The organism is Pseudomonas sp. P9_35 (assembly GCF_034008205.1).
GTDB classification, from domain to species: domain Bacteria; phylum Pseudomonadota; class Gammaproteobacteria; order Pseudomonadales; family Pseudomonadaceae; genus Aquipseudomonas; species Aquipseudomonas kilonensis.
Map to the genome: position 1 here is coordinate 2,598,027 of NZ_CP125373.1, position 22,132 is coordinate 2,620,158.

Genomic DNA, 22,132 nt, shown 5'->3' on the forward strand with positions numbered 1-22,132 from the left:
CTGTGCAGGATTTGATCATGATGGGCTTTTGCATGAATATCGCTCATGTTTGCAAGGCGATGCTGGCCCGGTAGAATTGCCGGACTATCTCTTAGGGACCCGAGACATGCCGTACCGCGTCTTATTCGGCAGTCTGTTGCTGCTGTTGTGTTTTACCGCAGCCGCCGGGAGTCCCGCTCCCACGATCTCCTACACTCGCGACATCCAGCCGATCTTCACGGAAAAATGCGTGGCCTGTCATGCCTGCTACGACTCCGCCTGCCAGTTGAACCTGGGCAGCGGCGAAGGCGCGGCACGGGGCGCGAGCAAACTGTCGGTGTACGACGGCGAGCGGCGCCAGGCGGCCGATCCGACCCGCTTGTTCTATGACGCCTCCGGCCAGCGCGCCTGGCAGCGCAAGGGCTTTTATTCAGTGCTCGACGCCCAAGGCAGCCAGGCTGCCCTGATGGCGCGCATGCTGGAGTTGGGCCACCGCACACCGTTGCAGCCCAACGCCAAGCTGCCGGAAGAGATCGTGCTGGGCCTCAATCGTGAAAACAGCTGCGCGATGCCGGATCAATTCAACGAATACGCAGGCGCCCATCCCAAGGAGGGCATGCCCCTGGCCGTCACCGGCCTGACCGATCAGCAATACCAGACCCTGCAACGCTGGCTGGCCGCAGGCGCCCCTATCGATCAGCAGGCCCTGGCACCGAGTGCCGCCGAAGCCTTGCAGGTGGTGCAATGGGAAAACCTGCTCAATGCCCCTGGCGCCCGGGAAAGCCTGGTGGGCCGCTGGTTGTTCGAGCATTGGTTCCTGGCGCACATCTATTTCAAGGACGGCGAGCCGGGGCATTTCTTCCAGTGGGTCCGTTCGCGCACGCCCAGCGGCCAGCCGATCGACCTGATCAATACCCGCCGTCCGAATGATGACCCCGGCACCCGCGTCTATTACCGGCTCTGGCCGGTGCAAGGGGTGATCGTGCACAAGACTCACATCACCTACGGCTTGAGCGCGGCGAAGATGGGGCGCATCAAGAGCCTGTTCTACAGCGGCAAATGGCAGGTTTCCGCGTTGCCGGGCTACGGTCCGGAGCGCCGGGCCAACCCGTTTTCCACCTTTGAAGCGATCCCGGCCCAGGCTCGCTACCAGTTCATGCTCGATAACGCCGAGTATTTCGTGCGCACCTTCATTCGCGGGCCGGTGTGCCGGGGCCAGATTGCCACGGACGTGATCCGCGACAATTTCTGGGCGCTGTTCCAGGCCCCCGAACATGACCTGTACATCACAGACCCGAACTACCGCGGCCAGGCCACGCCGCTGCTCGCGATGCCGGGGCAGAACGACGATGTGGGCAGCGTCGTCAGCCTGTGGCTCGACTACCGGGACAAGCGCAACGAGTACGAAGCCTTGCGCCGCGACGTCTATGCCGATGCGCCGGCGCCGAGTTGGTCGACGCTGTGGGCCGGGAATGACAATGCGTTGCTGAGCATTTTCCGGCACTTCGACAGTGCCTCGGTCAACAAGGGCCTGATCGGTGAAGTGCCGCAGACGATGTGGCTGTTCGACTTCCCGTTGCTGGAGCGCACCTATTACCAATTGGCGGTGAACTTCGATGTATTCGGCAACGTGTCCCACCAGGCCCAGACCCGGCTGTATTTCGACCTGATCCGCAACGGTGCGGAGCAGAACTTCCTGCGCCTGATGCCGGCCGACTCCCGGGAAGGCTACCTTGACGACTGGTACCAGGCCGGCGGCAAATTCAAGATGTGGCTCGATTACGAGGCTATCGACGATGACAAGCCGACCGCCCTCAAGCTTGACGAACGCGACCCCAAGGGCGATTTCACCCAGCAACTGCTGGCCCGGTACGGCGAGCTGAATGCCCGCCCCGATCCGATCAATCGCTGCGACGGGGCCTATTGCTCGCGCCCGAACATCGACCCGGCGCTGCAAAACGCCGAACAGGCCCTCAGTCGGCTGGTGTCGCGCCCGGCGGCGGGGCTCAAGGTGATCGACCAACTGCCGGAAGCGACCCTGCTGCGCGTCGAAACCGCCAGTGGTCAGCGTGAGGTCTACAGCCTGCTGCGCAACCGAGCCCACAGCAACGTGGCGTTCCTGCTGGGCGAGGAGGCACGCTACCAGCCGGGGCTGGACACACTGACGGTCTACCCGGGCGTGCTCAGCAGCTATCCGAACTTCATGTTCAACATTCCGGCCGGGCAAGTGCCGGCGTTCGTCGAAGCCATGCAAGGCGCCCAGGATGGGCCGGCGTTCGAGCGAATTGTCGAGCGCTGGGGCATTCGTCGCAGTCACCCGCAGTTCTGGTACTACTTCCATGACCTGAGCCAGTACATCCAGGAGACGGAGCCCGTGGAAAGCGGTGTGTTGGACATGAATCGCTACCAGAACCTCTGATCGACAGCTCCGGCGGCAAACTCCGTGCCGCCGGGCGCTTTCCTGACAAAAATACTGGGACTTTGTCCGGCGCGATGATTGGCGTAAACTGCCGGCAAGCCTGCGAGGAGTTTCCATGACCGCCATTACCATTACCGATGCCGCCCACGATTACCTGGCCGACCTGCTGTCCAAGCAGAACACGCCTGGTATCGGGATCCGCATCTTCATCACCCAGCCCGGCACCCAGTACGCCGAGACGTGCATTGCCTACTGCAAGCCGGGGGAAGAAAAACCCGAAGACACCGCGCTGGGGCTCAAGAGCTTCACCGCGTACATCGACTCGTTCAGCGAAGCATTCCTGGACGATGCGGTGGTCGACTACGCCACCGACCGCATGGGCGGCCAACTGACCATCAAGGCGCCAAACGCCAAGGTGCCGATGGTCAATGCCGACAGCCCGGTCAACGAGCGCATCAATTACTACCTGCAAACCGAAATCAACCCGGGGCTGGCCAGCCACGGCGGCCAGGTTTCGCTGATCGACGTGGTGGAAGACGGCATCGCCGTGCTCCAGTTCGGCGGCGGCTGCCAGGGCTGCGGCCAGGCTGACGTCACCTTGAAGGAAGGCATCGAGCGCACCTTGCTCGAGCGCATTCCGGAGCTCAAGGGCGTACGCGACGTGACCGACCACACGCAGAAAGAAAACGCCTACTACTGATAGGCGTGCGCTGCGAGCAAAAACTGTAGCGAGGGAGCTTGCTCCCGCTCGATTGCGAAGCAATCGCCAGGTAATCGATGCATTTCCGTGATGGTGCATGGGTTGCCTGGGGACCGCTTCGCGGTCCAGCGGGAGCAAGCTCCCTCGCCACAAAAGCTTCAGCGATCAGCTCGTAATCTTTGGTAGCCCGCCGCCCCCTGTGGGAGCGAGCTTGCTCGCGAAGGCGTCGGCACATTCAGCATCATCGTCAGCTGACCCAGCGCTATCGCGAGCAGGCTCACTCCCACATTTGATCTGCGGTGACTGTCACTTTTCCTATCGCTCCCACAGGGGGGGCAGGCTGGTTCTTGCTGAGCCTCAGGGCCTGTAGAGATGCGCATGCCCGGCGCGGTACAGCGAAGATTCGCTGAACACATCGTTGCCCAGCACATGTCCCACCAGAATCAGCGCCGTGCGGCGAAAGCCCTTGGCGTGCACCTTTGCTGCGATATCGTCCAGCGTCCCCGTCACCCAATCCTGGTCTGGCCAGGTCGCCCGGTGGATCACGGCAATCGGGCAATCGGCGCCATAGTGGGGCCGTAGTTCGTCGACGATTTTTTCCAGATGATTGACCCCCAGGTGAATCGCCATGGTCGCCCCGTGCTGCGCCAGGCTGCCCAGTTCTTCCCCGGCGGGCATCGGGCTTTTATCGGCGTAGCGGGTGAGGATCAGGCTTTGGGATATGTCCGGCAAGGTCAGTTCGGTGCCCAGCAGGGCGGCACAGGCTGAGGTCGCGGTCACACCCGGGATGATTTCGAAAGGGATGCCCAGTTCCCGCAGGCAGCGAATCTGCTCGCCAATGGCGCCGTACAGGCTTGGGTCGCCGGAGTGCACCCGGGCCACGTCCTGGCCCTTGAGATGGGCGCTCTTGATCAATTCGATGATCTGTTCCAGATGCAGCTCCGCGCTGTTGATCACCTGTTCGGCACAGTGGCCTTCAAGGACGGCGGTTGGTACCAGGGAACCGGCGTAGATGATCACCGCGCAGTGGCGGATCAGTCGCTGGCCTTTGACCGTAATGAGGTCCGGGTCGCCGGGGCCGGCGCCGATGAAGTAAACGGTCATGACCGGCTCCTGTGAAAGGTGGGTGAGCGTCGCCCAGATGAAGATCGTTCATGATCCTGGGCGGCGATTATCGGGATTTACGCCACGACCGCCAATGCCAACGTGCTCTTGGGGCCTTTTTGGCGAGTAATCAGCAGCGTCGCGGGCGTTGTGCCCAACTGCTCGGCCAAGGCCAGGGCGGCGCTTTCGGCGATGCCGTAGCAACCGGTGCGCTGGAAGGCGATCTCGGAGCGGTGACTAAGCCGCTGCTCATAGCCGGCCAACTGTTCGACGCTGAAGCAGGTCAGCGGCAGGGCCAGTTGCCCGGCCAGCTCCAGCAGCCCGGGCTCGTCACACTTGAGGTCGATACTGGCCAGGGCCCGTACCCGATGAAGTTCGATGCCGTGGGCCAGCAGCGTCTCGTCGAGCAAGGCCCGCAGCGTGCTGGCCGGGCAACCACGCTGGCAGCCCAGGCCGATCACCAGGATCGGCTCGGCGCTCATGCGTCGTGGTGGGCTTGGCCGTCACGGCGAAACAGCCAGGCGCTGATCAGGCCCAGGGCCAGCCAGAACGCGACGTTGGTCAGCTGCGAGGCGATCTTGAACTGGCTCTCAAGCGCTTCGGGCGCCAGCATCGAGTGGACTTCGGGCTGCGGTGCGCCGATGACGTGGGGCACCAGCAACGTCGCTACGCCCAGTACCTTGAGCAGCCAATGCCGGCCGAAGGCGATCAAGGCAATGCCCACCGCTGTGGACGCCGCGGTGCCGATCCACCACATCTGCCGTTGGGCCAGGTCGGCCGCGGCGGTGCCAGGCAGTTCCGGCGGCAGGCCAAGTGTCGGCGCCAAGACGAAAGTGGCATAGCCGGCCAGGCCCCAGAGCAGGCCTTGGGATGTGCGAGTCGGTGCGCGCAAGGTGTACAGGCCCGCCAGCATCAGGGCAAAACCCACGGCGACTACCAGGTTGCCGCCAGTGGTGGATAGCACCCGCTGCCAACCGTCTTCCGGCTCCCAGGCCTCGGCATCATGGGTATGAGCCGCCCCGTCGGCGTGTTCATGGACCTCGGTCGCCGGGGCCTTCTCGAAGGTTTCCGCCTGGAGAATCAGCGGCGATACCCAGAAACTTTGCAGCAGGGTCAGCAGCAGGGCGGCCAGCAAGCCGCTGAAACCAGCGGTCTGCGCGATACGCTTGATCATGTCGTCAGTTCTCAGTGGCACGGGAAAGCGGCGCTGTGACGGGTATCGTGAGCGGCGTTGTGCACCGCTTCGATGTGGGAGAAACCGGCGAAATAGACCAGCCCTGCGCCCAGGATCGAAGCAAGGATCGCGGCGCTCAGGCGTTGGCTCAGGGTGGTGGTGCTGCTGGCGGTGCGGGCGGTGCTGCTGATGGTCGACATGGCGCTTCCCTCTGTTCTTGTTCAGTGGGCATTCGAGCGCGATGAGACCCCGGGCGAAAGCCCGCCAAGGTTCGAACAGCGCCCGCCCACCGCGGGTTTGTTGATGCATGAGTCATGGGCCGGTCTCCGGGCTCGCGAGGGGCGGGGCTTGCGCCTGGCCTGCAAGCGTCACCTTCCCATGCGCCCTTTTTGTAGCAGGGCCTGCACAGTGGTTCAGACGCTTCGCTCGCTTACCGTTGCGGGGGCAGCACCGGACTGACGTGGCCTTGAAGTAAAGCACACGATTCACCGGTTTCCCGTTTCACCCTGTGAAGGGCACCCGTAACTAGGCGCACAGGAGAGCATGGGCGGGGCTGGGCCGTCAATTGGCATGGGGTTTCAGGCTGACACTGAGTTGCGCCCTTCGCGAGCAGGCTCGCTCCCACAATGAATCTCGCCGATCACAGAACTCATGTTCAACAAAGATCAACTGTGGGAGCGAGCTTGCTCGCGATGACGGCAGCCCATGCACCGCAGAACGCTCTGGAGATTGACCCGCCCCCGCACCCTGCGTAGCCTTGCGCCTTCGAGGTTCTTCGGCACGTGCCGGAGCTAAGAAGGGAACGCGGTCCAAGCCGCGGCTGCCCCCGCAACTGTGAACGGTGCTGTTTCTGCAAGGCCACTGTGCATGCCCTTATTAAACGGGCGCACGGGAAGGCGCAGCAAATGCCAGTCGAAAGATTGGCCCGCCGTCAGCCAGGAGACCTGCCTCGAGACAGATTCTCACTACAACCGGGCGGGGTGATCCGGTGGCGAAATCTTCCGCGCACGCCTGTGCCAGCGGTTGTCGTCCCGTTTGCCCGCCACCTTGCCAAAGGGCATCCGATGAAAACACTGGCCAAACTCCCCGTCACCATCGTCACCGGTTTCCTCGGCTCGGGTAAAACCACCTTGCTGCGGCACATGCTCGACAACGCCCAGGGCCGCCGTATCGCCGTGATCGTCAACGAATTCGGCGAGCTGGGCATCGACGGCGAGATCCTCAAGCAGTGTTCCATCGGCTGCACCGAAGAAGAAGCCAACGGCCGCGTCTATGAACTGGCCAACGGCTGCCTGTGCTGCACGGTGCAGGAAGAGTTCTTCCCGGTGATGCGCGAACTGGTGGCCCGGCGTGGCGACCTCGACCACATCCTCATCGAAACCTCCGGTCTGGCCCTGCCCAAGCCGCTGGTCCAGGCCTTCCAATGGCCGGAAATCCGCAGCGCCTGCACCGTCGATGCGGTGATCACCGTGGTCGACAGCCCGGCCGTGGCCGCCGGTACCTTTGCCGCGTTTCCCGACCAGGTCGATGCCCAGCGCAAACTTGACCCGAACCTGGACCACGAATCGCCGCTGCACGAACTGTTCGCCGACCAACTGGCGAGCGCCGACCTGGTGATCCTCAACAAGGCTGACCTGATCAGCCCTGAAGACCTGGCCAAGGTTCGCCTGGAAGTCGCCGAAGAGCTGCCACCGGCGGTCAAGGTCATCGAAGCCAGCAGCGGTCGCCTGCCGCTGGACGTATTGATCGGCCTGGGCGCCGGTTCCGAAGAACACATCGACGGCCGCCACAGCCATCACGATCATCACCACGATGGCGACGATGATGACCACGATCATGACGCCTTCGATTCCATTTCCATCGAACTGCCCCAGGCTGACGAAAGCCTGCTGCTCGACGCGCTGACGCAACTGGTGGTCCAGCACGGCGTACTGCGAGTCAAGGGTTTTGCGGCGATCCCGAACAAGCCGATGCGCCTGTTGATCCAGGGCGTCGGCACGCGTTTCGACAAGCATTTCGACCGCCAGTGGGGCGCGGAGGAAGCGCGGGTCACCCGTCTGGTGCTGATCGGCCAGGCGCTTGATGCCGCGCTGCTCGAAGCGCAATTGCGCGCCGCCCTCGGCGCCTAAGCCATGCACCTGCTCAGGACCCAGCCCGGCGGTTTCGTGTCGGATGACAACATCGCCGACCTGGGGCAAACCCCCGCCGAACTGGTGATCCTGTGCAGCGGCGACTCCAGCCTGGCGCTGTTGGCCGAAGCGGCGAAGCAGTTGCCGGGCGATTATCCGCAGTTTCGCCTCGCCAACCCGATGCAGGTGCAGAACCACGCCTCGGTGGATCTGTATGTCGAAGACGTGCTGCAACACGCCAAGGTCATCCTGTTGTCGCTGCACGGCGGCATCGGCTATTGGCGCTACGGCATCGAGCGCCTGATGGAACTGGCCGGGCGCGGGGTGAAGCTGATCCTGGTGCCGGGGGATGATCGTCCGGACCCGGAACTCAGTGACCTGAGCAACGTGCCCTGCGAAGACCGCGACCGGCTCTGGCAGTTCTTGCGCCAGGGCGGGCTGGGCAATGCCCTGGACCTGTTTTACAACCTCGGCAGCCAATGGTTCGGCCGCGATTATCCGTGGGCCGAGCCGCAGGCCTTGCCACGCACGGCCATCTATCACCCGGCGAAAACCAGCGCCAACCTCGACGATTGGCAAGCCGACTGGAGCGCCGGGCAACCGGTGGCGGCGGTGCTGTTTTATCGCTCCCACCTGCAAGCGGCGAACACCGCGTTCATCGACGTGTTCTGCCAGCGCCTGCAAGCGGCGGGGCTCAATCCGCTGCCGATTGCCGTGGCAAGCCTCAAGGAGCCTGGTTGTCTCGCACTTGTAGAGGACTGGCTGGACGAGGTGCAGGCGGGCGTGATCCTCAATACCACCGGCTTCGCTCAATCCAGCCCCGAAGCTCCGCACTTGCGACCGTTTCGCCGCAACATCCCGGTGATCCAGGCGATCTGCGCCCAGGACAACGAACCCGGCTGGCGTGCCAGCGAGCAGGGCCTGGGACCGCGAGACCTGGCGATGCACATTGCCTTGCCGGAACTGGACGGACGGATCATCAGCCGCCCGATCAGTTTCAAGGACCTGGCCTGGCGCAGCGAGCGCAGCCAGAGCGACGTGGTCTGCTACCGGGCCGCGCCCGAGCGCATGGATTTTGTCGCCGAGCTGGCCCGACGCTGGACCACCCTGGCGCGTTTACCCAATGCCCAGAAGCGTGTGGCGCTAATCCTCGCTAACTACCCGACCCGCGACGGTCGCATCGGCAATGGCGTCGGCCTGGACACCCCTGCAGCGGCGCTGAATATCTTGCGGGCCCTGCAGGTCGAAGGTTATCCATTGCCGGCTGAACTGCCGGCGAGCGGCACTGCGTTGATCCAGCAATTGCTCGGCGGGGTCAGTAACGACCTGGACAGCCTCGACTTGCGTCCCTGCCACCAGAGCCTGGCCCTTGCCGAGTACCAGGCCTTGTTCGACGCACTGCCCGAAGCCAATCGCCAAGCGGTGCTGGCGCGCTGGGGCTCGCCCGAGCAAGACCCGATGTTCCGCGACGGGCGCCTGATGGTCGCCGGCCTGCGCCTGGGCCTGACCTTTGTCGGCATCCAGCCGGCGCGGGGTTACCAGGTCGATCCGAGCGCGGTGTACCACGACCCGGACCTGGTGCCGCCCCACGGTTACCTGGCGTTTTATTTCTGGTTGCGCCACACCTACGGCGTCCATGGGGTGATCCACGTCGGCAAGCACGGCAACCTCGAATGGCTGCCGGGCAAGGGCGTCGGGCTGTCGGAAAACTGCTGGCCGGACGTGCTGTTGGGGCCGCTGCCGAATATCTATCCGTTCATCGTCAACGACCCGGGTGAGGGCGCCCAAGCCAAGCGTCGCACCCAGGCGGTGATCATCGACCACTTGATGCCGCCGCTGACCCGGGCCGAAACCTATGGGCCGCTGCGTAACCTCGAGCTGCTGGCGGACGAGTACTACGAGGCGCAATTGCTCGATCCGCGCCGTGCCCGGGAGCTGCAACGGGACATCCTCAACCTGGTGCGCGAAACGCACATCGACCGCGAACTGCAACTCGATGCCGGGCTCGACAGCGACGCCGACGCGGCGATCTGGCTGCCACGCCTGGACACTTACCTGTGCGACTTGAAGGAGTCGCAGATCCGTGACGGCCTGCATATTTTTGGTGAGTCGCCCAGCGGACGGCTGCGCATCGACACCTTGCTGGCGTTGCTGCGCATTCCCCGGGGCGACGGCAAGGGCGCGCAGTCGAGCCTGTTGCGGGCGCTGGCCAAGGCGTTCGGGCTGGGTTTCGACCCGCTGGATTGTGCCTTGGCCGAGCCCTGGACTGGTGAGTGTCCCGAGGCGTTGCGACGGGTCAGCACCGAGCCTTGGCGCACCGCCGGCGATACCCGCGAGCGCCTGGAGCTGTTCGCTGTGCAGTTGATCGAGCAGGCGCTGGACGGTGCGGTGGAGCAGCTCGACGCGCCAGGCTGGGAGCTGGTGGGCAGCATCATTGAAAACCTGCGATCCGTCGTGGCCCCGCGCCTGGACGCTTGCGGCCCGGCGGAAATGCGCGGCCTGCTCGATGCCTTGAGCGGGCGCTTCGTGCCGGCCGGCCCCAGCGGCGCACCGAGCCGCGGGCGCCTCGATGTGTTGCCCACCGGGCGCAACTTCTTCTCGGTGGACGTGCGCAACCTGCCCACCACCACGGCGTGGCGCATCGGTTTCCAATCGGCGAACCTGATCCTTGAGCGGCATTTGCAGGATCACGGCGACCACCTGCGCCAGCTCGGCCTGTCGGTGTGGGGCACGGCCACCATGCGCACCGGTGGCGATGACATCGCCCAGGCCATGGCGTTGATGGGCGTACGTCCGGTGTGGGCCACCGGCAGCCAACGGGTCGATGACTTCGAGATCCTGCCGTTGAGCCTGCTGGACCGGCCTCGGGTCGATGTCACGCTGCGCGTGTCCGGCTTCTTCCGTGACGCCTTTGCCAACCTGATTCGCTTGTTCGATGCTGCCGTGCAGGCCGTCGCCGCCCTCGATGAGCCGGACGACCTGAATCCCTTGGCGGCCAAGGTGCGCAGTGAGCGCGAAGCCTTGCTGGCATCGGGTCTTGAGCCGGACGCCGCGGCGCGCCAGGCCGGCTGGCGGATCTTCGGCGCCAAGCCCGGTGCCTATGGCGCGGGCGTGCAGGGCGCGATTGACGGGCGCTTGTGGCAGAGCCGCGAGGATCTGGCCGAGGTGTACCTGAACTGGGGCGGTTACGCCTACGGCGCCAGCGATGAAGGCACGGCCGCCCGGGAGCAATTCTCCCGGCGCTTGAGCCAGGTTCAGGCGGTGTTGCAGAACCAGGACAACCGCGAGCACGACCTGCTCGATTCCAACGATTACTACCAGTTCCAGGGCGGCATGCTGGCGGCGGTCGAGACCCTCAGTGGTGATGCGGCGGCCAGTTACCATGGCGATCACAGCCAGCCAGACTTGCCCAGGATCCGCACCCTGAAAGAAGAGCTCAACCGCGTCATCCGTTCCCGCGCAGCGAATCCGAAGTGGATCGACGGCGTGAAGCGTCACGGCTATAAAGGCGCGTTCGAACTGGCGGCGACGGTGGACAACCTGTTTGCCTTCGACGCCACCACCCGGTTGATCGACGATCACCAGTACGCCTTGCTGGCCGATGCCTACCTGCTCGACCCGGATACCCGGGATTTCGTCCGCCAGCACAACCCCGACGCCCTGCGGGACATGACCGAGCGCATGCTCGAAGCGCAGCAGCGGGGGATGTGGCAGGATCCAGGCGAGTATCGCGAGGCGTTGGAAAATTTGTTGTTGGACATCGAAGAAGATGGCTGACATGCCTTTGTGGCGAGGGAGCTTGCTCCCGCTCGGCTGCGCTGTAGGAGCTGCCGAAGGCTGCGATCTTTTGATCTTTCGCTTGAGACTCAAGTGTCTGGGGAAAGATCGCAGCCTCGTTGCACTCGACAGCTCCTACACAGCCCAGCGGGAGCAAGCTCCCTCGCCACATGGGACTATCGAACATGCATGAGACATTCAACATGACCGAAACCCCGCATTTCCCGCTCTGCGCCGTGGTCGGTGCCGATGCTCTGAAACTGGCCCTGTGCCTGGCCGCGATCGATCCGAAAATCGGCGGTGTGCTGATCGAAGGGCCGCGGGGCATGGCCAAGTCCACGTTGGCCCGGGGGTTGGCGGACCTGCTGGCCAGCGGTCAGTTCGTCACCTTGCCCCTCGGTGCTACCGAAGAGCGGCTGGTGGGCACCCTGGACCTGGACGCAGCGCTGGGGGAAGGGCGCGCGCAGTTTTCTCCCGGCGTGTTGGCCAAGGCTGACGGTGGCGTGCTGTACGTCGACGAAGTGAACCTGCTGCCCGATCACCTGGTGGACTTGCTGCTCGATGTGGCCGCCAGCGGCACTAACCTCATCGAGCGCGACGGCATTTCCCATCGGCATCCGGCGCGCTTTGTGCTGATCGGCACCATGAACCCGGAGGAGGGGGAGCTGCGCCCGCAGTTGCTCGACCGGTTTGGCTTGAACGTCGCCCTCGACGGTCACACTGCACCGACTGAACGCGGTCAGATCATCCGGCGGCGGCTGGATTTCGACAGCGATCCGCTGGCGTTCTGCGTGGCGTGGGAGACGGCCCAGCAGCAGTTGCGTGACCGTTGCCAACAGGCGCGCGACCGCTTGGCCGGGATCGCCCTGGATGACGCGGCGCTGGCGCAGATCACCGAGCGCTGTTTTGCCGCCGGGGTCGATGGCTTGCGCGCCGACCTGGTCTGGCTGCGGGCGGCCCGGGCCCATGCCGCCTGGCGCGGGGCTGCTGCAATTGCCGATGAAGACATCGATGCGGTCGCCGAGTTTGCCTTGCGGCACCGGCGGCGTGGGCATTCGGCACCGGCACCGGCACCGTCCCAGGCGCCGACCGGCGCGGAAAAAACCACTGAACCCAACGAAGGCCAGGGCCAGTGGGGCGATCTGCCGGCCCGGGCATTGCCGACCGGTGCCCGGCGTGACGTGCCGAGCTGGCCAAAAAAGCCCTAGGCATTCGCCCTCGTTCGCCAGCGGGGGCGAATGCCAGACCCCGTGCAGGACGGCTCGACCAGGGCCGCCAGGGCCGCAGCAAAGCGGCGGCCTGCGGTGCGGTGAACTGGCCGGGGACCTTGCTCAATGGCCGGCCACGTCTGTACGAAGACTTGCGCTTTCACAGTCGCCAGCGTTCGCCCCATGAGTTGTGGCTGGTCATCGTCGATGCGTCGGCCTCGACCCGTCGTCATCGCGCCTTGAGTGACGGCAAGGGCCTGCTGGCGCAACTGTTCGACGACGCCTACCGACAACGCGCCCGCCTGGCGCTGTTGACGGCCAGCGGCACGCTCCCTCATTGGCAGGTGCAAGGTCTCAAGGCCTCGGCCGGCCTGCGCGACTGGCTCGATGGGCTGGGTGCCGGTGGCGGAACGCCGTTGCTGGCGGCGCTGAACGAGGCCGGGCGCTGGCTGGTGGCGCGACGCAAGCGCTACCCGGCGGAGCAGCAACGGGTCTTGGTGATGACCGACGGACGAGTCAAGGAGGGGCTTTCACTGCCGCTCCTCGATTGTCCATGCCTGTTGATCGACATCGAGAGAGGCCCGATCCGCCTGGGCCGGGCCCGGCAGTTGGCGGGACAGTTGCAGGCGGAGTATCGGCATATCGATGAAACCACTTGAAATGCTCTTTGGCTGTGAAGGCCTCATCGCGAGCAAGCTCGCTCCCACATTTGCTTTCGTTGTGCACACATAACTGATGAACACCACGGCCCCCCTGTGGGAGCGAGCTTGCTCGCGATCAGCATCACCTCGACCCCTGATCTGACCACCTGACCCGCATCACTGCACTATGCTCAGGCAGCCCCCTCACAGGAGTGAACCATGCGCGTACTCGTCACCAACGCCCAGGACGATTTTCGGGTCAAGGCCTATGCCGGCACCAACGGCGTGCTGCTCGCCATGGACCTGGCGGAATCCCGGCGCAAAGGGCTGCTGGGCTTTGCCATCGAGAAGCAGCAGGGTGAGAAGCCCTGGCTGTTCCTGTTCAACAGCCTGACCTTCCCCGACAAGGCCCACACCTTTCCCCAGTTCCACGCCACCCCCAGCGACAAGGCCCCCTTGCAGAAATTTCGCTGGGCCGACTACGCGGTCAACCCTGGCGTGACGATCCACTACCGCGTGCACCTGGCCTACGGCAGCCCCGATGCACCGCAGTTGGGCGAATCCCTGGCCGTCACCGTCACCAGCGACGACGGGCAGCCGGCCAACCAGCGGGTGATTTTCAACCGTGCCGTGGCCGCCAGCCAGGCGTTCCAGCGCAAGTTTCCTGAAGTGGACGCGCTGATCGGCGCCAACAAGCACCTGTCCATCGATGACTGGCCCGACGCCCCGCGTCGCTGGCTGGAGAATGGCCTGCTGGGACGCCTGACCGGTTTTATCGATCGGGCGCTGGATGCCAACTGGGCGCTGGATGTCGCCATCTATGAATACGAACTGCCGGTGATCGTCGACGCGGTGACCGCCGCTCATGCTCGCGGCGCCCAGGTGCGCGTGCTGTATCACGCCGAGCCAGGCGACGACACCACGGCGCGCAACGAAGCCAGCCTGGAGAAAATGCCAGCAGCCAACAAGCGCGGACGAGTCACCCATAACATTTTCCACGACAAGTTCATTGTGCTGAGCAAGGTGGACGGCAACGGTTCCTTGCAACCGGAGGCGGTGCTGTGTGGCAGCACCAACTTCACCGCCAACGGTGTCTACCGCCAGGCCAACGTCGTTCATGTACTGGACGACCCTCGGGTGAGCGGCAGCTACTTCCAGGTGTTCGAGCAAATCTGGGCCGAGCCCCAGGACGTCGATGCCACTCGCCAGTGGCTGACCGACAACAATGCCATGGCTCCACAAGAAGCGTTGTTCGCCGGGTTCTCGCCGCGCACCGGGGAGGGCGATCTGGATCGCTTCGTCGACATCATCAAGGGCGCGCGAAAGGACCTGTTGTTCGTCACCGCATTCGTCTTGCCCGAGCGCATTCTCGACGCCGTGCTCGGCCAGCCCAATGACGACGTGTTGCGCTACGGCCTGCAAAACACCAAGAGCCGCATCACCGGCTTCCACGCCGACCGCACCGCCGAATTCGCCGCCACCGCGCTGCTCAACACTGGCCTGGAAGGTTGGCTCAAGGAAAACATGAAAGGCCAGAAGGGCAATCTGCTGGTGCACACCAAAGCCATCGTCACCGACTTCACCAGCGATACGCCGACCATCATCAGCGGCAGCCACAACCTGAGCGCCGCGGCCAGCAGCGGCAACGACGAGAATTACCTGATCATCCAGGGCAACACCGACCTGGCCGACCGCTACGGGCTGGAGTTGCTGCGTTTCTATGAACATTACCGCTTTCGCTACTTCGCAAAAAAACTCGCCCTCAAACAGGTCAAGCCACTGGCGGTGGATGACAGCTGGAGCGATGACTATTACCGCGAGGGGGATTTGCGGATGTTATCCAGGGTGAGGTTTTGCGGGCGCTGAGCAGTGGTAAGAGATGTTTTAGAGTGCTACTTTTAGCGCCATTAAGAGTGCTTAAGGACTCATCTCATGACACATATCGTGCTTTCTCAGGTTGTAGCCAGCATTTCCGAGCTTAAGAAAAATCCGATGGGCACTGTCGCTGCCGGGGGAGGATTATCGGTAGCGATCCTCAACCGCAACGAGCCGGCTTTTTATTGCGTCCCCGCTCGGGAATATGAAGCCATGATGGATCGGCTTGAGGACATGGAGTTGGTCGCTCTCTGCCGCGAGCGTGAAAATGATCCAACGATCAAGGTTTCTCTTGATGACCTATGAGTTGGAGTTTTCCGATAAAGCATGGAAGGAATGGCAAAAGCTGGGAGCAACACTCAAGGAGCAATTCAAGAAAAAGCTTGAGGAGCGACTGGTAAATCCGCATGTCCAGGCAGACCGACTGCACGGGTTGGGCAATGCCTATAAAATCAAGTTGCGTAACGCCGGCTATCGATTGGTTTATCGGGTAGTAGATGACTTGCTGGTTGTTACGGTGATCGCAGTAGGTAAACGCGAGCGCGGCCAAGTGTATGACGAGGCTGCCAAGCGGTAAAATAGCCATGTTTCCCCGTCAGCGGGATGTTATCCAGGGTGAGGTTTTGCGGGCGTTAGGTGCCGTAGATTATCCGGTGCTAGCATAGGGCCATCTATCAGCCTGGAAGCTGTCATGAATCTCTGTCACGGAACGTCTGCTTTACTTCGCATCTGCGTCGCGACCCTGTTGTTGGCGCTGTGTACTTCAGCCCTCGCCGCCAACCAACCGTGTTCCGGGCGCAAGGGCGGGATTGCCGGGTGTGACGGCGATACCTTCTTGTGCAACGACGGCTCCATCAGTGCTTCGAAGCGGTCCTGTTCCGCTGTGTTGGGCCTCCGGAACGAGGCCCGGCCGCAGTCGTTGCTCAAGTCCGCTGACGGTTGCCAGTGCGGCAGTGGCAATTACTGCGTCGGGCCTCGGGGTGGGGTCTATTGCCTCACACCTGGCGGCAGCAAGAGCTACAAGCGCAAATAGCCCAGGGACGCCGCCGAACCCTTGTGGGAGCGAGCTTGCTCGCGATAGCGTCAGGTCAGTCGCCATCGATATTGACTGATGTACCGCCATCGCGAGCAAGCTCGCTCCCACAGGGTATCCATTTACACATTCCACAGTGGCTCCGTTTCGGTGCGCCGAGTACCCGGCTTGGGGCCTTGTTACCCGTGCGTCGTGGCCAACGGTAGCAATAGTGTTCGCACGCAGATGCCACTGTCCTGGCGTCTGTTTTTCCCATATCCCTGATTTCCTTAACTTTCCATTTTCCTCACCTACGAGCTGCAAGCCTGTGGCACACTTTCTGCTGTCTATTCCGTTGTTACATACCGTGTTCCGGTATAGCGGAATAAACTCACTCTGGAGTGCTTGCCATGCAACGCCGACCTTCCTTGTTCAAAGCGTGTGTTTTTCTCTTCGCGGCCACGACGGCTGCCATGGGGGTCGCTCAGGCGGCCGACAGCAAGCTCGACAGCGTGCTGCAGCGGGGGAAATTGATCGTGGGCACGGGCAGTACCAATGCCCCGTGGCACTTCCAGGGAGCGGATGGCAAGTTGCAGGGCTTTGATATCGATATTGCGCGGATGGTCGCCAAGGGTCTGTTCAACGACCCGGAGAAAGTCGAGTTCGTGGTGCAGTCTTCCGATGCGCGCATTCCCAACCTGTTGACCGACAAGGTCGACATGAGCTGCCAGTTCATCACCGTCACCGCCAGCCGCGCCCAGCAAGTGGCGTTCACCCTGCCGTACTACCGCGAAGGCGTGGGCCTGCTGCTGCCGGCCAACAGCAAGTACAAGGAAATCGAAGACCTCAAGGCCGCCGGCGACGGCGTCACCGTGGCGGTGCTGCAGAACGTCTACGCCGAGGAGCTGGTGCACCAGGCGCTGCCCAAGGCCAAGGTCGACCAGTACGACAGCGTCGACCTGATGTACCAGGCGGTGAACTCCGGCCGCGCCGATGCCGCCGCCACCGACCAGTCCTCGGTCAAATACCTGATGGTGCAGAACCCTGGCCGCTACCGCAGCCCGACCTACGCCTGGAGCCCGCAAACCTACGCCTGTGCGGTCAAGCGCGGCGACCAGGACTGGCTGAACTTCGTCAACACCACCTTGCATGAAGCGATGACCGGCGTGGAATTCCCCACCTATGCGGCGTCCTTCAAGCAGTGGTTCGGTGTCGAGCTGCCGTCGCCGGCGATCGGTTTCCCCGTTGAATTCAAATGACCCTGTGAGCCCGGGGCGTCACTTGCGGGCGCTCCGTCGAAGGTACTGCCGACCATGAATTATCAGTTGAACTTTGCCGCCGTCTGGCGCGATTTCGACACCCTGCTGGCGGGGCTGGGCCTGGGGCTTTCCCTGGCGCTGGTGTCGATCGCCATCGGTTGCGTGATCGGCCTGGCGATGGCGTTCGCGCTGCTGAGCAAACACCGGGTCTTGCGAGTGCTGGCGTCGGTGTATGTCACGGTGATCCGCAATACGCCGATCCTGGTGTTGATCCTGCTGATCTACTTCGCCTTGCCGAGCCTGGGCATCCGCCTGGACAAGCTGCCGTCGTTCGTCATCACCCTCTCGCTGTACGCCGGGGCCTACCTGACCGAAGTGTTTCGCGGCGGACTGTTGAGCATTCACAAGGGACAGCGTGAAGCCGGGCTGGCCATCGGCCTGGGCGAGTGGCAGGTGAAGGCCTACGTCACCGTGCCGGTGATGCTGCGCAACGTGTTGCCGGCCTTGTCGAACAACTTCATTTCGCTGTTCAAGGACACTTCCCTGGCGGCGGCGATTGCCGTGCCGGAGCTGACCTATTACGCCCGCAAGATCAACGTGGAGAGCTACCGGGTGATCGAAACCTGGCTGGTGACCACGGCCCTGTATGTCGCGGCCTGTTACCTCATTGCCATGCTGCTGCGGTATTTCGAGCAGCGCCTGGCGATCCGCCGTTAGGAGTTCCCATGTACGAATCACCCAGTTGGTTGCATGAGTTATGGGTCGCCCGCGACACCCTGTGGGCCGGCTTCCTGACCAGTGTGCAGTGTTCGCTGCTGGCGATTGTGTTGGGTACCTTGATCGGCCTGGTCGCCGGCCTGGTGCTGACCTATGGCCGGACCTGGATGCGCGCGCCGTTTCGCTTCTACGTCGACCTGATTCGCGGCACGCCGGTGTTCGTGCTGGTGCTGGCCTGCTTCTACATGGCCCCGGCCCTGGGCTGGCAGATCGGCGCGTTCCAGGCCGGGGTCCTGGGGCTGACGCTGTTTTGTGGCTCCCACGTCGCCGAGATCGTGCGCGGGGCCTTGCAGGCATTGCCCCGCGGGCAGATGGAAGCGAGCCAGGCCATCGGCCTGACCTTTTTTCAAGCGCTGGGTTATGTGCTGTTGCCCCAGGCCTTGCGGCAGATCTTGCCGACCTGGGTCAATTCCTCCACCGAGATCGTCAAGGCCTCGACCCTGCTGTCGGTGATCGGCGTCGCCGAACTGCTGCTCAGCACCCAGCAGATCATCGCCCGGACCTTCATGACCCTGGAGTTTTACCTGTTCGCCGGGTTTCTCTTTTTCATCATCAATTACGCCATCGAATTGCTCGGGCGACACATTGAAAAGCGGGTGGCCTTGCCATGACTGACGTTTCGAATCTCTCCAATACGGAGCTCTCCAACACCCAGCCGCTGCTGGACATTCGCGGCCTGCGCAAACAATACGGCCCGTTGGAAGTGCTCAAGGGTGTGGACCTGAGCATGCAGCGCGGCAACGTGGTCACGTTGATCGGCTCCAGCGGTTCGGGCAAGACCACGCTGCTGCGCTGCGTCAACATGCTGGAAGAATTCCAGGGCGGGCAGATCATGCTTGACGGCGAGTCCATCGGTTACGACGACATCGACGGCAAGCGTGTGCGCCACGCCGAGAAAGTCATCGCCCGGCACCGGGCCATGACCGGCATGGCCTTCCAGCAATTCAACCTGTTCCCGCATTTGACCGCGTTGCAGAACGTCACCCTGGGCCTGCTCAAAGTGAAAAAACTGCCCAAGGACGAGGCGGTGGCCCTGGCCGAGAAATGGCTGGAGCGGGTGGGCTTGTTGGAGCGGCGCGATCACTTTCCTGGCCAATTGTCCGGCGGCCAACAGCAGCGCGTGGCGATTGCCCGGGCGATTGCCATGAACCCCAGCCTGATGTTGTTCGACGAAGTGACTTCGGCCCTGGACCCGGAACTGGTCGGCGAAGTGCTGAACGTGATCAAGGGCCTGGCCGAAGACGGCATGACCATGCTGCTGGTGACCCACGAAATGCGCTTCGCCTTCGAGGTCTCCGACAAGATTGTGTTCATGAACCAGGGCCGCATCGAAGAACAGGGGCCGCCGAAGGAATTGTTCGAACGGCCACAGTCGCCACGCCTGGCGGAATTTCTCAAGAACACGCGTTTTTAATTTTCCATTCAATAAGGAGATAACCCATGAGCATTACGCGCTACGGCACCGGCAGCACCGCAGGTGGCGGTCAGCCTCGGCCATTCGCCCGCGCCGTGGAAGCCGATGGCTGGCTGCACGTGTCCGGCCAGGTGCCGGCGGTGAACGGCGAGATCATTGTCGGCGGGATCGTCGAGCAGACCCACCAGACCATGAAGAACCTGGTCGCCATTCTCGAAGAGGCCGGATATGGCCTGGAAGATGTGGTGCGCTGCGGCGTGTGGCTGGAAGACCCGCGGGATTTCTGGAGTTTCAACAAGGTCTTCGGCGAGTACTTCAGCCCGGAACACGCCCCGGCCAGGGCCTGCGTGCAGGCGAGCATGATGGTCGATTGCAAGGTCGAGATCGACTGCGTCGCCTACAAGAAAAAAGGCTGAACAAGATATTCTGGCGAATTCGCTTCTGTGGCGAGGGAGCTTGCTCCCGCTGGCCTGTGCAGCAGGCCCATCTTTTTGCGACTGCTGCGCAGCCGAGCGGGAGCAAGCTCCCTCGCCACAATAAAGATACATGCGACTATGAGTGAAACTTCAGGAACCAAAGACATGACCGAAGACACCATCAAACGCCGGGCCCGGGGATTGGATCGGGCGTTCGATATCCTCGACTTCCTCAAGGAAATCGGCCAGCCGCTGCGCCCGAACGATATTGCCAGCGGCATCGGCAGCCCCAAGTCCACGGTCTATGAACTGGTGGCGTCGCTGCTGGAGCGGCGCATCCTCGAGCCGGTGGGCAAGGACGGCCATGTCTACCTGGGCCGCCAGTTGTACTTTCTCGGGCAGGCGCACCTGCGGCATTTCGACCTGAGCCGCGAGGCTGACCATGCCTTGCAGGAGATCGTGCGCCAGACCCGGGAAACGGCGCAGATGTGCCTGCTCAACGGGCGCAAATACACCGTCGCGCTGATGAAGGAAGGCGAGCGGCATTTTCGCATTTCCTCGGACATCGGGGAAAACGCGCCGATCCCGTGGACGGCGTCCGGGCGCCTGCTGCTGGCGCATCTGAGTGACCAGCAGATCGTCGACCTGATCGACCCTGACGACTTCATTTTGCCGGACGGCGAGCGCCTGCCCCTGGAGCAATTCCTCAAGGAAATCCGCCAGGCCGGCCTCGATGGGTTTTTCTCCTTCGACAGTGTCGCCGACACCTTCACCCACTGCTTCGCCGCACCGGTCAAAGACCCGAATGGCGTGGCCATCGCCACCCTGTGCATCGTCGCCCCACGGGCCGACGCCAAGAACAATTACGCCGACTACCGCCGGGTGCTGATCGAAAGCGCCAACCACCTGGCCCGTCGTATCAATGAATAGACAGCAACGGCACTAGCGGCCGTGTGCGAGGAGTTCGAACATGCCTTCCGCCATCCTTAATGCCGGCGTCGAGAAGGGCGCCGCCACCGTCGGTGCCCACCTGCTACGGGACGTCAGCCTGCCGGCGCTGGTACTGCATCGCGCGGCGCTGGAGCACAACATCCGCTGGATGCAAGATTTCGTCACCCGCAGCGGTGCCGAGCTGGCGCCCCACGGCAAGACCAGCATGACCCCCGCGCTGTTTCGCCGGCAACTGGAGGCCGGCGCCTGGGGCCTGACCCTCGCCAGCGCCGCGCAGACCCGTGCCGCTTACGCCCATGGCGTGCGCCGGGTGTTGATGGCCAACCAATTGGTGGGCACGCCGAACATGGCGCTGATTGCCGATTTGCTCGCCGACCCGGCGTTCGAATTCCACTGCCTGGTCGATCATCCGGACAACGTCGCTGACCTGGGCGCTTACTTCGCCTCTAGCGGCGTACGGCTCAATGTGATGATCGAGTACGGCGTGGTCGGCGGGCGGTGTGGCTGCCGGACCGAAGCCGAGGTGTTGGCCCTGGCCGAGGCGATCCAGGCGCAACCGGCGTTGGCGTTGACCGGCATCGAAGGCTACGAAGGGGTGATCCACGGTGACCACGCCATCAGTGGCATTCGTGCGTTCGCGGCGTCCCTGGTGCGGTTGGCGGTGCAGTTGCAGGACAACGGCGCGTTTGCCATCGACAAACCGTTCATCACCGCCTCGGGGTCGGCCTGGTACGACCTGATCGCCGAATCCTTCGAAGCCCAGAATGCCCACGGACGGTTCCTCAGCGTGCTGCGCCCTGGCAGCTACGTGGCCCATGACCATGGCATCTACAAAGAGGCGCAGTGCTGCGTGCTGGAGCGTCGCAGCGACCTGCATGAAGGCCTGCGCCCGGCGCTGGAAGTCTGGGCCCATGTGCAATCGCTGCCGGATCCGGGCTTCGCGGTGATCGCCCTGGGCAAGCGCGACGTGGCGTACGACGCTGGCTTGCCGGTGCCCCTCAAGCGCTACCAGCCCGGATCCGACTCACTGGCGGGTGACGATGTGAGTGCCTGCAAGGTGACGGCGGTGATGGACCAGCATGCGTTCATGACGGTAGCGGCGGGGGTTGAGTTGCGGGTCGGGGACATCATCTCGTTCGGTACTTCACATCCGTGCCTGACGTTCGACAAGTGGCGGGTGGGGTGCCTGGTGGATGAGCAGTTGCGGGTGGTGGAGAGCATGGAGACTTGTTTCTAGCCTTTGAACCGAGTTGCGGCTATCGCGGGCAAGCCTTGCTCCCACATTGATCGACTGTGA

General features: G+C 63.3%; 21 protein-coding genes and 2 riboswitches. Of the genes, 17 read left to right on the forward strand and 4 right to left on the reverse strand.

Annotated features, from left to right (window positions below; all coding sequences use genetic code 11):
* Positions 1-106: 106 nt before the first annotated feature.
* Entirely contained in the window at positions 107-2,398 is a 2,292-nt protein-coding gene (locus QMK47_RS11560) for a fatty acid cis/trans isomerase (protein WP_258690822.1), read from the forward strand.
* Positions 2,399-2,513: 115 nt separating this feature from the next.
* Entirely contained in the window at positions 2,514-3,098 is a 585-nt protein-coding gene (gene nfuA / locus QMK47_RS11565; RefSeq protein ID WP_003182850.1) for a Fe-S biogenesis protein NfuA, read from the forward strand.
* Between the two features lie 357 nt (positions 3,099-3,455).
* Here nfuA and cobM read toward each other — a convergent pair whose 3' ends face one another.
* The 4 genes from cobM to QMK47_RS11585 form a co-directional block, all read right to left on the reverse strand.
* Positions 3,456-4,202 carry a precorrin-4 C(11)-methyltransferase gene (gene cobM, locus QMK47_RS11570; RefSeq protein ID WP_214509091.1) on the reverse strand — a complete coding sequence of 249 codons (747 nt, stop codon included), beginning with the start codon at positions 4,200-4,202 and terminating at the stop codon, positions 3,456-3,458.
* Positions 4,203-4,279: 77 nt separating this feature from the next.
* Complete coding sequence (locus QMK47_RS11575; RefSeq protein WP_320390218.1) at positions 4,280-4,684, reverse strand: cobalamin biosynthesis protein; 405 nt, start codon at positions 4,682-4,684, stop codon at positions 4,280-4,282.
* Positions 4,681-5,376: a CbtA family protein gene (locus tag QMK47_RS11580; RefSeq protein ID WP_024616632.1), complete on the reverse strand. Its 696-nt coding sequence runs from the start codon at positions 5,374-5,376 to the stop codon at positions 4,681-4,683. Before QMK47_RS11580 ends, QMK47_RS11575 begins: the two co-directional genes overlap by 4 nt.
* Before the next feature lie 11 nt (positions 5,377-5,387).
* A complete protein-coding gene (locus tag QMK47_RS11585) occupies positions 5,388-5,576 on the reverse strand; it encodes a CbtB domain-containing protein (protein WP_014338677.1) in 189 nt (62 codons plus the stop codon).
* A gap of 99 nt (positions 5,577-5,675) precedes the next feature.
* A riboswitch (cobalamin riboswitch) is annotated at positions 5,676-5,914 on the reverse strand.
* A gap of 213 nt (positions 5,915-6,127) precedes the next feature.
* Positions 6,128-6,343, forward strand: a riboswitch (cobalamin riboswitch).
* Positions 6,344-6,440: 97 nt separating this feature from the next.
* On the opposite strand from QMK47_RS11585, the gene cobW reads away from it, so the two are divergent.
* The 15 genes from cobW (at position 6,441) to QMK47_RS11660 (ending at position 22,072) form a co-directional block, all read left to right on the forward strand.
* On the forward strand, positions 6,441-7,505 hold the full coding sequence (gene cobW / locus QMK47_RS11590) for a cobalamin biosynthesis protein CobW (RefSeq protein ID WP_003200209.1): 1,065 nt from the start codon (positions 6,441-6,443) through the stop codon (positions 7,503-7,505).
* Between the two features lie 3 nt (positions 7,506-7,508).
* Positions 7,509-11,282 carry a cobaltochelatase subunit CobN gene (gene cobN, locus QMK47_RS11595; RefSeq protein ID WP_253473419.1) on the forward strand — a complete coding sequence of 1,258 codons (3,774 nt, stop codon included), beginning with the start codon at positions 7,509-7,511 and terminating at the stop codon, positions 11,280-11,282.
* 203 nt (positions 11,283-11,485) lie between these two features.
* Positions 11,486-12,490 (forward strand): ATP-binding protein, encoded by a 1,005-nt coding sequence (locus QMK47_RS11600; RefSeq protein ID WP_320390519.1) that lies wholly within the window; start codon positions 11,486-11,488, stop codon positions 12,488-12,490.
* 101 nt (positions 12,491-12,591) lie between these two features.
* Positions 12,592-13,149, forward strand: coding sequence for a vWA domain-containing protein (locus QMK47_RS11605; RefSeq protein WP_320390219.1), 558 nt, complete (start codon positions 12,592-12,594; stop codon positions 13,147-13,149).
* Positions 13,150-13,350: 201 nt separating this feature from the next.
* Positions 13,351-14,997, forward strand: coding sequence for a phospholipase D-like domain-containing protein (locus tag QMK47_RS11610; RefSeq protein WP_258690827.1), 1,647 nt, complete (start codon positions 13,351-13,353; stop codon positions 14,995-14,997).
* A gap of 66 nt (positions 14,998-15,063) precedes the next feature.
* Positions 15,064-15,312 (forward strand): type II toxin-antitoxin system Phd/YefM family antitoxin, encoded by a 249-nt coding sequence (locus QMK47_RS11615; protein ID WP_024616638.1) that lies wholly within the window; start codon positions 15,064-15,066, stop codon positions 15,310-15,312.
* A complete protein-coding gene (locus tag QMK47_RS11620; protein WP_186650661.1) occupies positions 15,302-15,583 on the forward strand; it encodes a type II toxin-antitoxin system RelE family toxin in 282 nt (93 codons plus the stop codon). Before QMK47_RS11615 ends, QMK47_RS11620 begins: the two co-directional genes overlap by 11 nt.
* A gap of 114 nt (positions 15,584-15,697) precedes the next feature.
* Positions 15,698-16,039, forward strand: a complete 342-nt coding sequence (locus tag QMK47_RS11625) for a hypothetical protein (RefSeq protein ID WP_253473429.1) — start codon at positions 15,698-15,700, stop codon at positions 16,037-16,039.
* 389 nt (positions 16,040-16,428) lie between these two features.
* Positions 16,429-17,277: a transporter substrate-binding domain-containing protein gene (locus tag QMK47_RS11630; protein WP_214509096.1), complete on the forward strand. Its 849-nt coding sequence runs from the start codon at positions 16,429-16,431 to the stop codon at positions 17,275-17,277.
* A gap of 54 nt (positions 17,278-17,331) precedes the next feature.
* Entirely contained in the window at positions 17,332-17,994 is a 663-nt protein-coding gene (locus QMK47_RS11635; RefSeq protein WP_014338685.1) for an amino acid ABC transporter permease, read from the forward strand.
* A gap of 8 nt (positions 17,995-18,002) precedes the next feature.
* Positions 18,003-18,665 carry an amino acid ABC transporter permease gene (locus QMK47_RS11640; protein ID WP_014338686.1) on the forward strand — a complete coding sequence of 221 codons (663 nt, stop codon included), beginning with the start codon at positions 18,003-18,005 and terminating at the stop codon, positions 18,663-18,665.
* Positions 18,662-19,468, forward strand: a complete 807-nt coding sequence (locus QMK47_RS11645; RefSeq protein ID WP_253473435.1) for an amino acid ABC transporter ATP-binding protein — start codon at positions 18,662-18,664, stop codon at positions 19,466-19,468. The genes QMK47_RS11640 and QMK47_RS11645 overlap by 4 nt, the downstream gene beginning before the upstream one ends.
* A 26-nt stretch (positions 19,469-19,494) precedes the next feature.
* Positions 19,495-19,884, forward strand: coding sequence for a RidA family protein (locus QMK47_RS11650; RefSeq protein WP_024616640.1), 390 nt, complete (start codon positions 19,495-19,497; stop codon positions 19,882-19,884).
* A gap of 165 nt (positions 19,885-20,049) precedes the next feature.
* Positions 20,050-20,814 carry an IclR family transcriptional regulator gene (locus tag QMK47_RS11655; protein WP_253473437.1) on the forward strand — a complete coding sequence of 255 codons (765 nt, stop codon included), beginning with the start codon at positions 20,050-20,052 and terminating at the stop codon, positions 20,812-20,814.
* A gap of 40 nt (positions 20,815-20,854) precedes the next feature.
* Complete coding sequence (locus tag QMK47_RS11660) at positions 20,855-22,072, forward strand: amino acid deaminase (protein ID WP_320390220.1); 1,218 nt, start codon at positions 20,855-20,857, stop codon at positions 22,070-22,072.
* The last annotated feature ends 60 nt before the right edge of the window (positions 22,073-22,132 follow it).

Coding starts and splice junctions, on each gene's coding strand:
- QMK47_RS11560 (WP_258690822.1), top strand. CDS start 107: ATGCCGTACCGCGTCTTATTCGGCAGTCTGTTGCTGCTGTTGTGTTTT.
- nfuA (WP_003182850.1), top strand. CDS start 2,514: ATGACCGCCATTACCATTACCGATGCCGCCCACGATTACCTGGCCGAC.
- cobM (WP_214509091.1), bottom strand. CDS start 4,202: ATGACCGTTTACTTCATCGGCGCCGGCCCCGGCGACCCGGACCTCATT.
- QMK47_RS11575 (WP_320390218.1), bottom strand. CDS start 4,684: ATGAGCGCCGAGCCGATCCTGGTGATCGGCCTGGGCTGCCAGCGTGGT.
- QMK47_RS11580 (WP_024616632.1), bottom strand. CDS start 5,376: ATGATCAAGCGTATCGCGCAGACCGCTGGTTTCAGCGGCTTGCTGGCC.
- QMK47_RS11585 (WP_014338677.1), bottom strand. CDS start 5,576: ATGTCGACCATCAGCAGCACCGCCCGCACCGCCAGCAGCACCACCACC.
- cobW (WP_003200209.1), top strand. CDS start 6,441: ATGAAAACACTGGCCAAACTCCCCGTCACCATCGTCACCGGTTTCCTC.
- cobN (WP_253473419.1), top strand. CDS start 7,509: ATGCACCTGCTCAGGACCCAGCCCGGCGGTTTCGTGTCGGATGACAAC.
- QMK47_RS11600 (WP_320390519.1), top strand. CDS start 11,486: ATGACCGAAACCCCGCATTTCCCGCTCTGCGCCGTGGTCGGTGCCGAT.
- QMK47_RS11610 (WP_258690827.1), top strand. CDS start 13,351: ATGCGCGTACTCGTCACCAACGCCCAGGACGATTTTCGGGTCAAGGCC.
- QMK47_RS11615 (WP_024616638.1), top strand. CDS start 15,064: ATGACACATATCGTGCTTTCTCAGGTTGTAGCCAGCATTTCCGAGCTT.
- QMK47_RS11620 (WP_186650661.1), top strand. CDS start 15,302: ATGACCTATGAGTTGGAGTTTTCCGATAAAGCATGGAAGGAATGGCAA.
- QMK47_RS11625 (WP_253473429.1), top strand. CDS start 15,698: ATGAATCTCTGTCACGGAACGTCTGCTTTACTTCGCATCTGCGTCGCG.
- QMK47_RS11630 (WP_214509096.1), top strand. CDS start 16,429: ATGCAACGCCGACCTTCCTTGTTCAAAGCGTGTGTTTTTCTCTTCGCG.
- QMK47_RS11635 (WP_014338685.1), top strand. CDS start 17,332: ATGAATTATCAGTTGAACTTTGCCGCCGTCTGGCGCGATTTCGACACC.
- QMK47_RS11640 (WP_014338686.1), top strand. CDS start 18,003: ATGTACGAATCACCCAGTTGGTTGCATGAGTTATGGGTCGCCCGCGAC.
- QMK47_RS11645 (WP_253473435.1), top strand. CDS start 18,662: ATGACTGACGTTTCGAATCTCTCCAATACGGAGCTCTCCAACACCCAG.
- QMK47_RS11650 (WP_024616640.1), top strand. CDS start 19,495: ATGAGCATTACGCGCTACGGCACCGGCAGCACCGCAGGTGGCGGTCAG.
- QMK47_RS11655 (WP_253473437.1), top strand. CDS start 20,050: ATGACCGAAGACACCATCAAACGCCGGGCCCGGGGATTGGATCGGGCG.
- QMK47_RS11660 (WP_320390220.1), top strand. CDS start 20,855: ATGCCTTCCGCCATCCTTAATGCCGGCGTCGAGAAGGGCGCCGCCACC.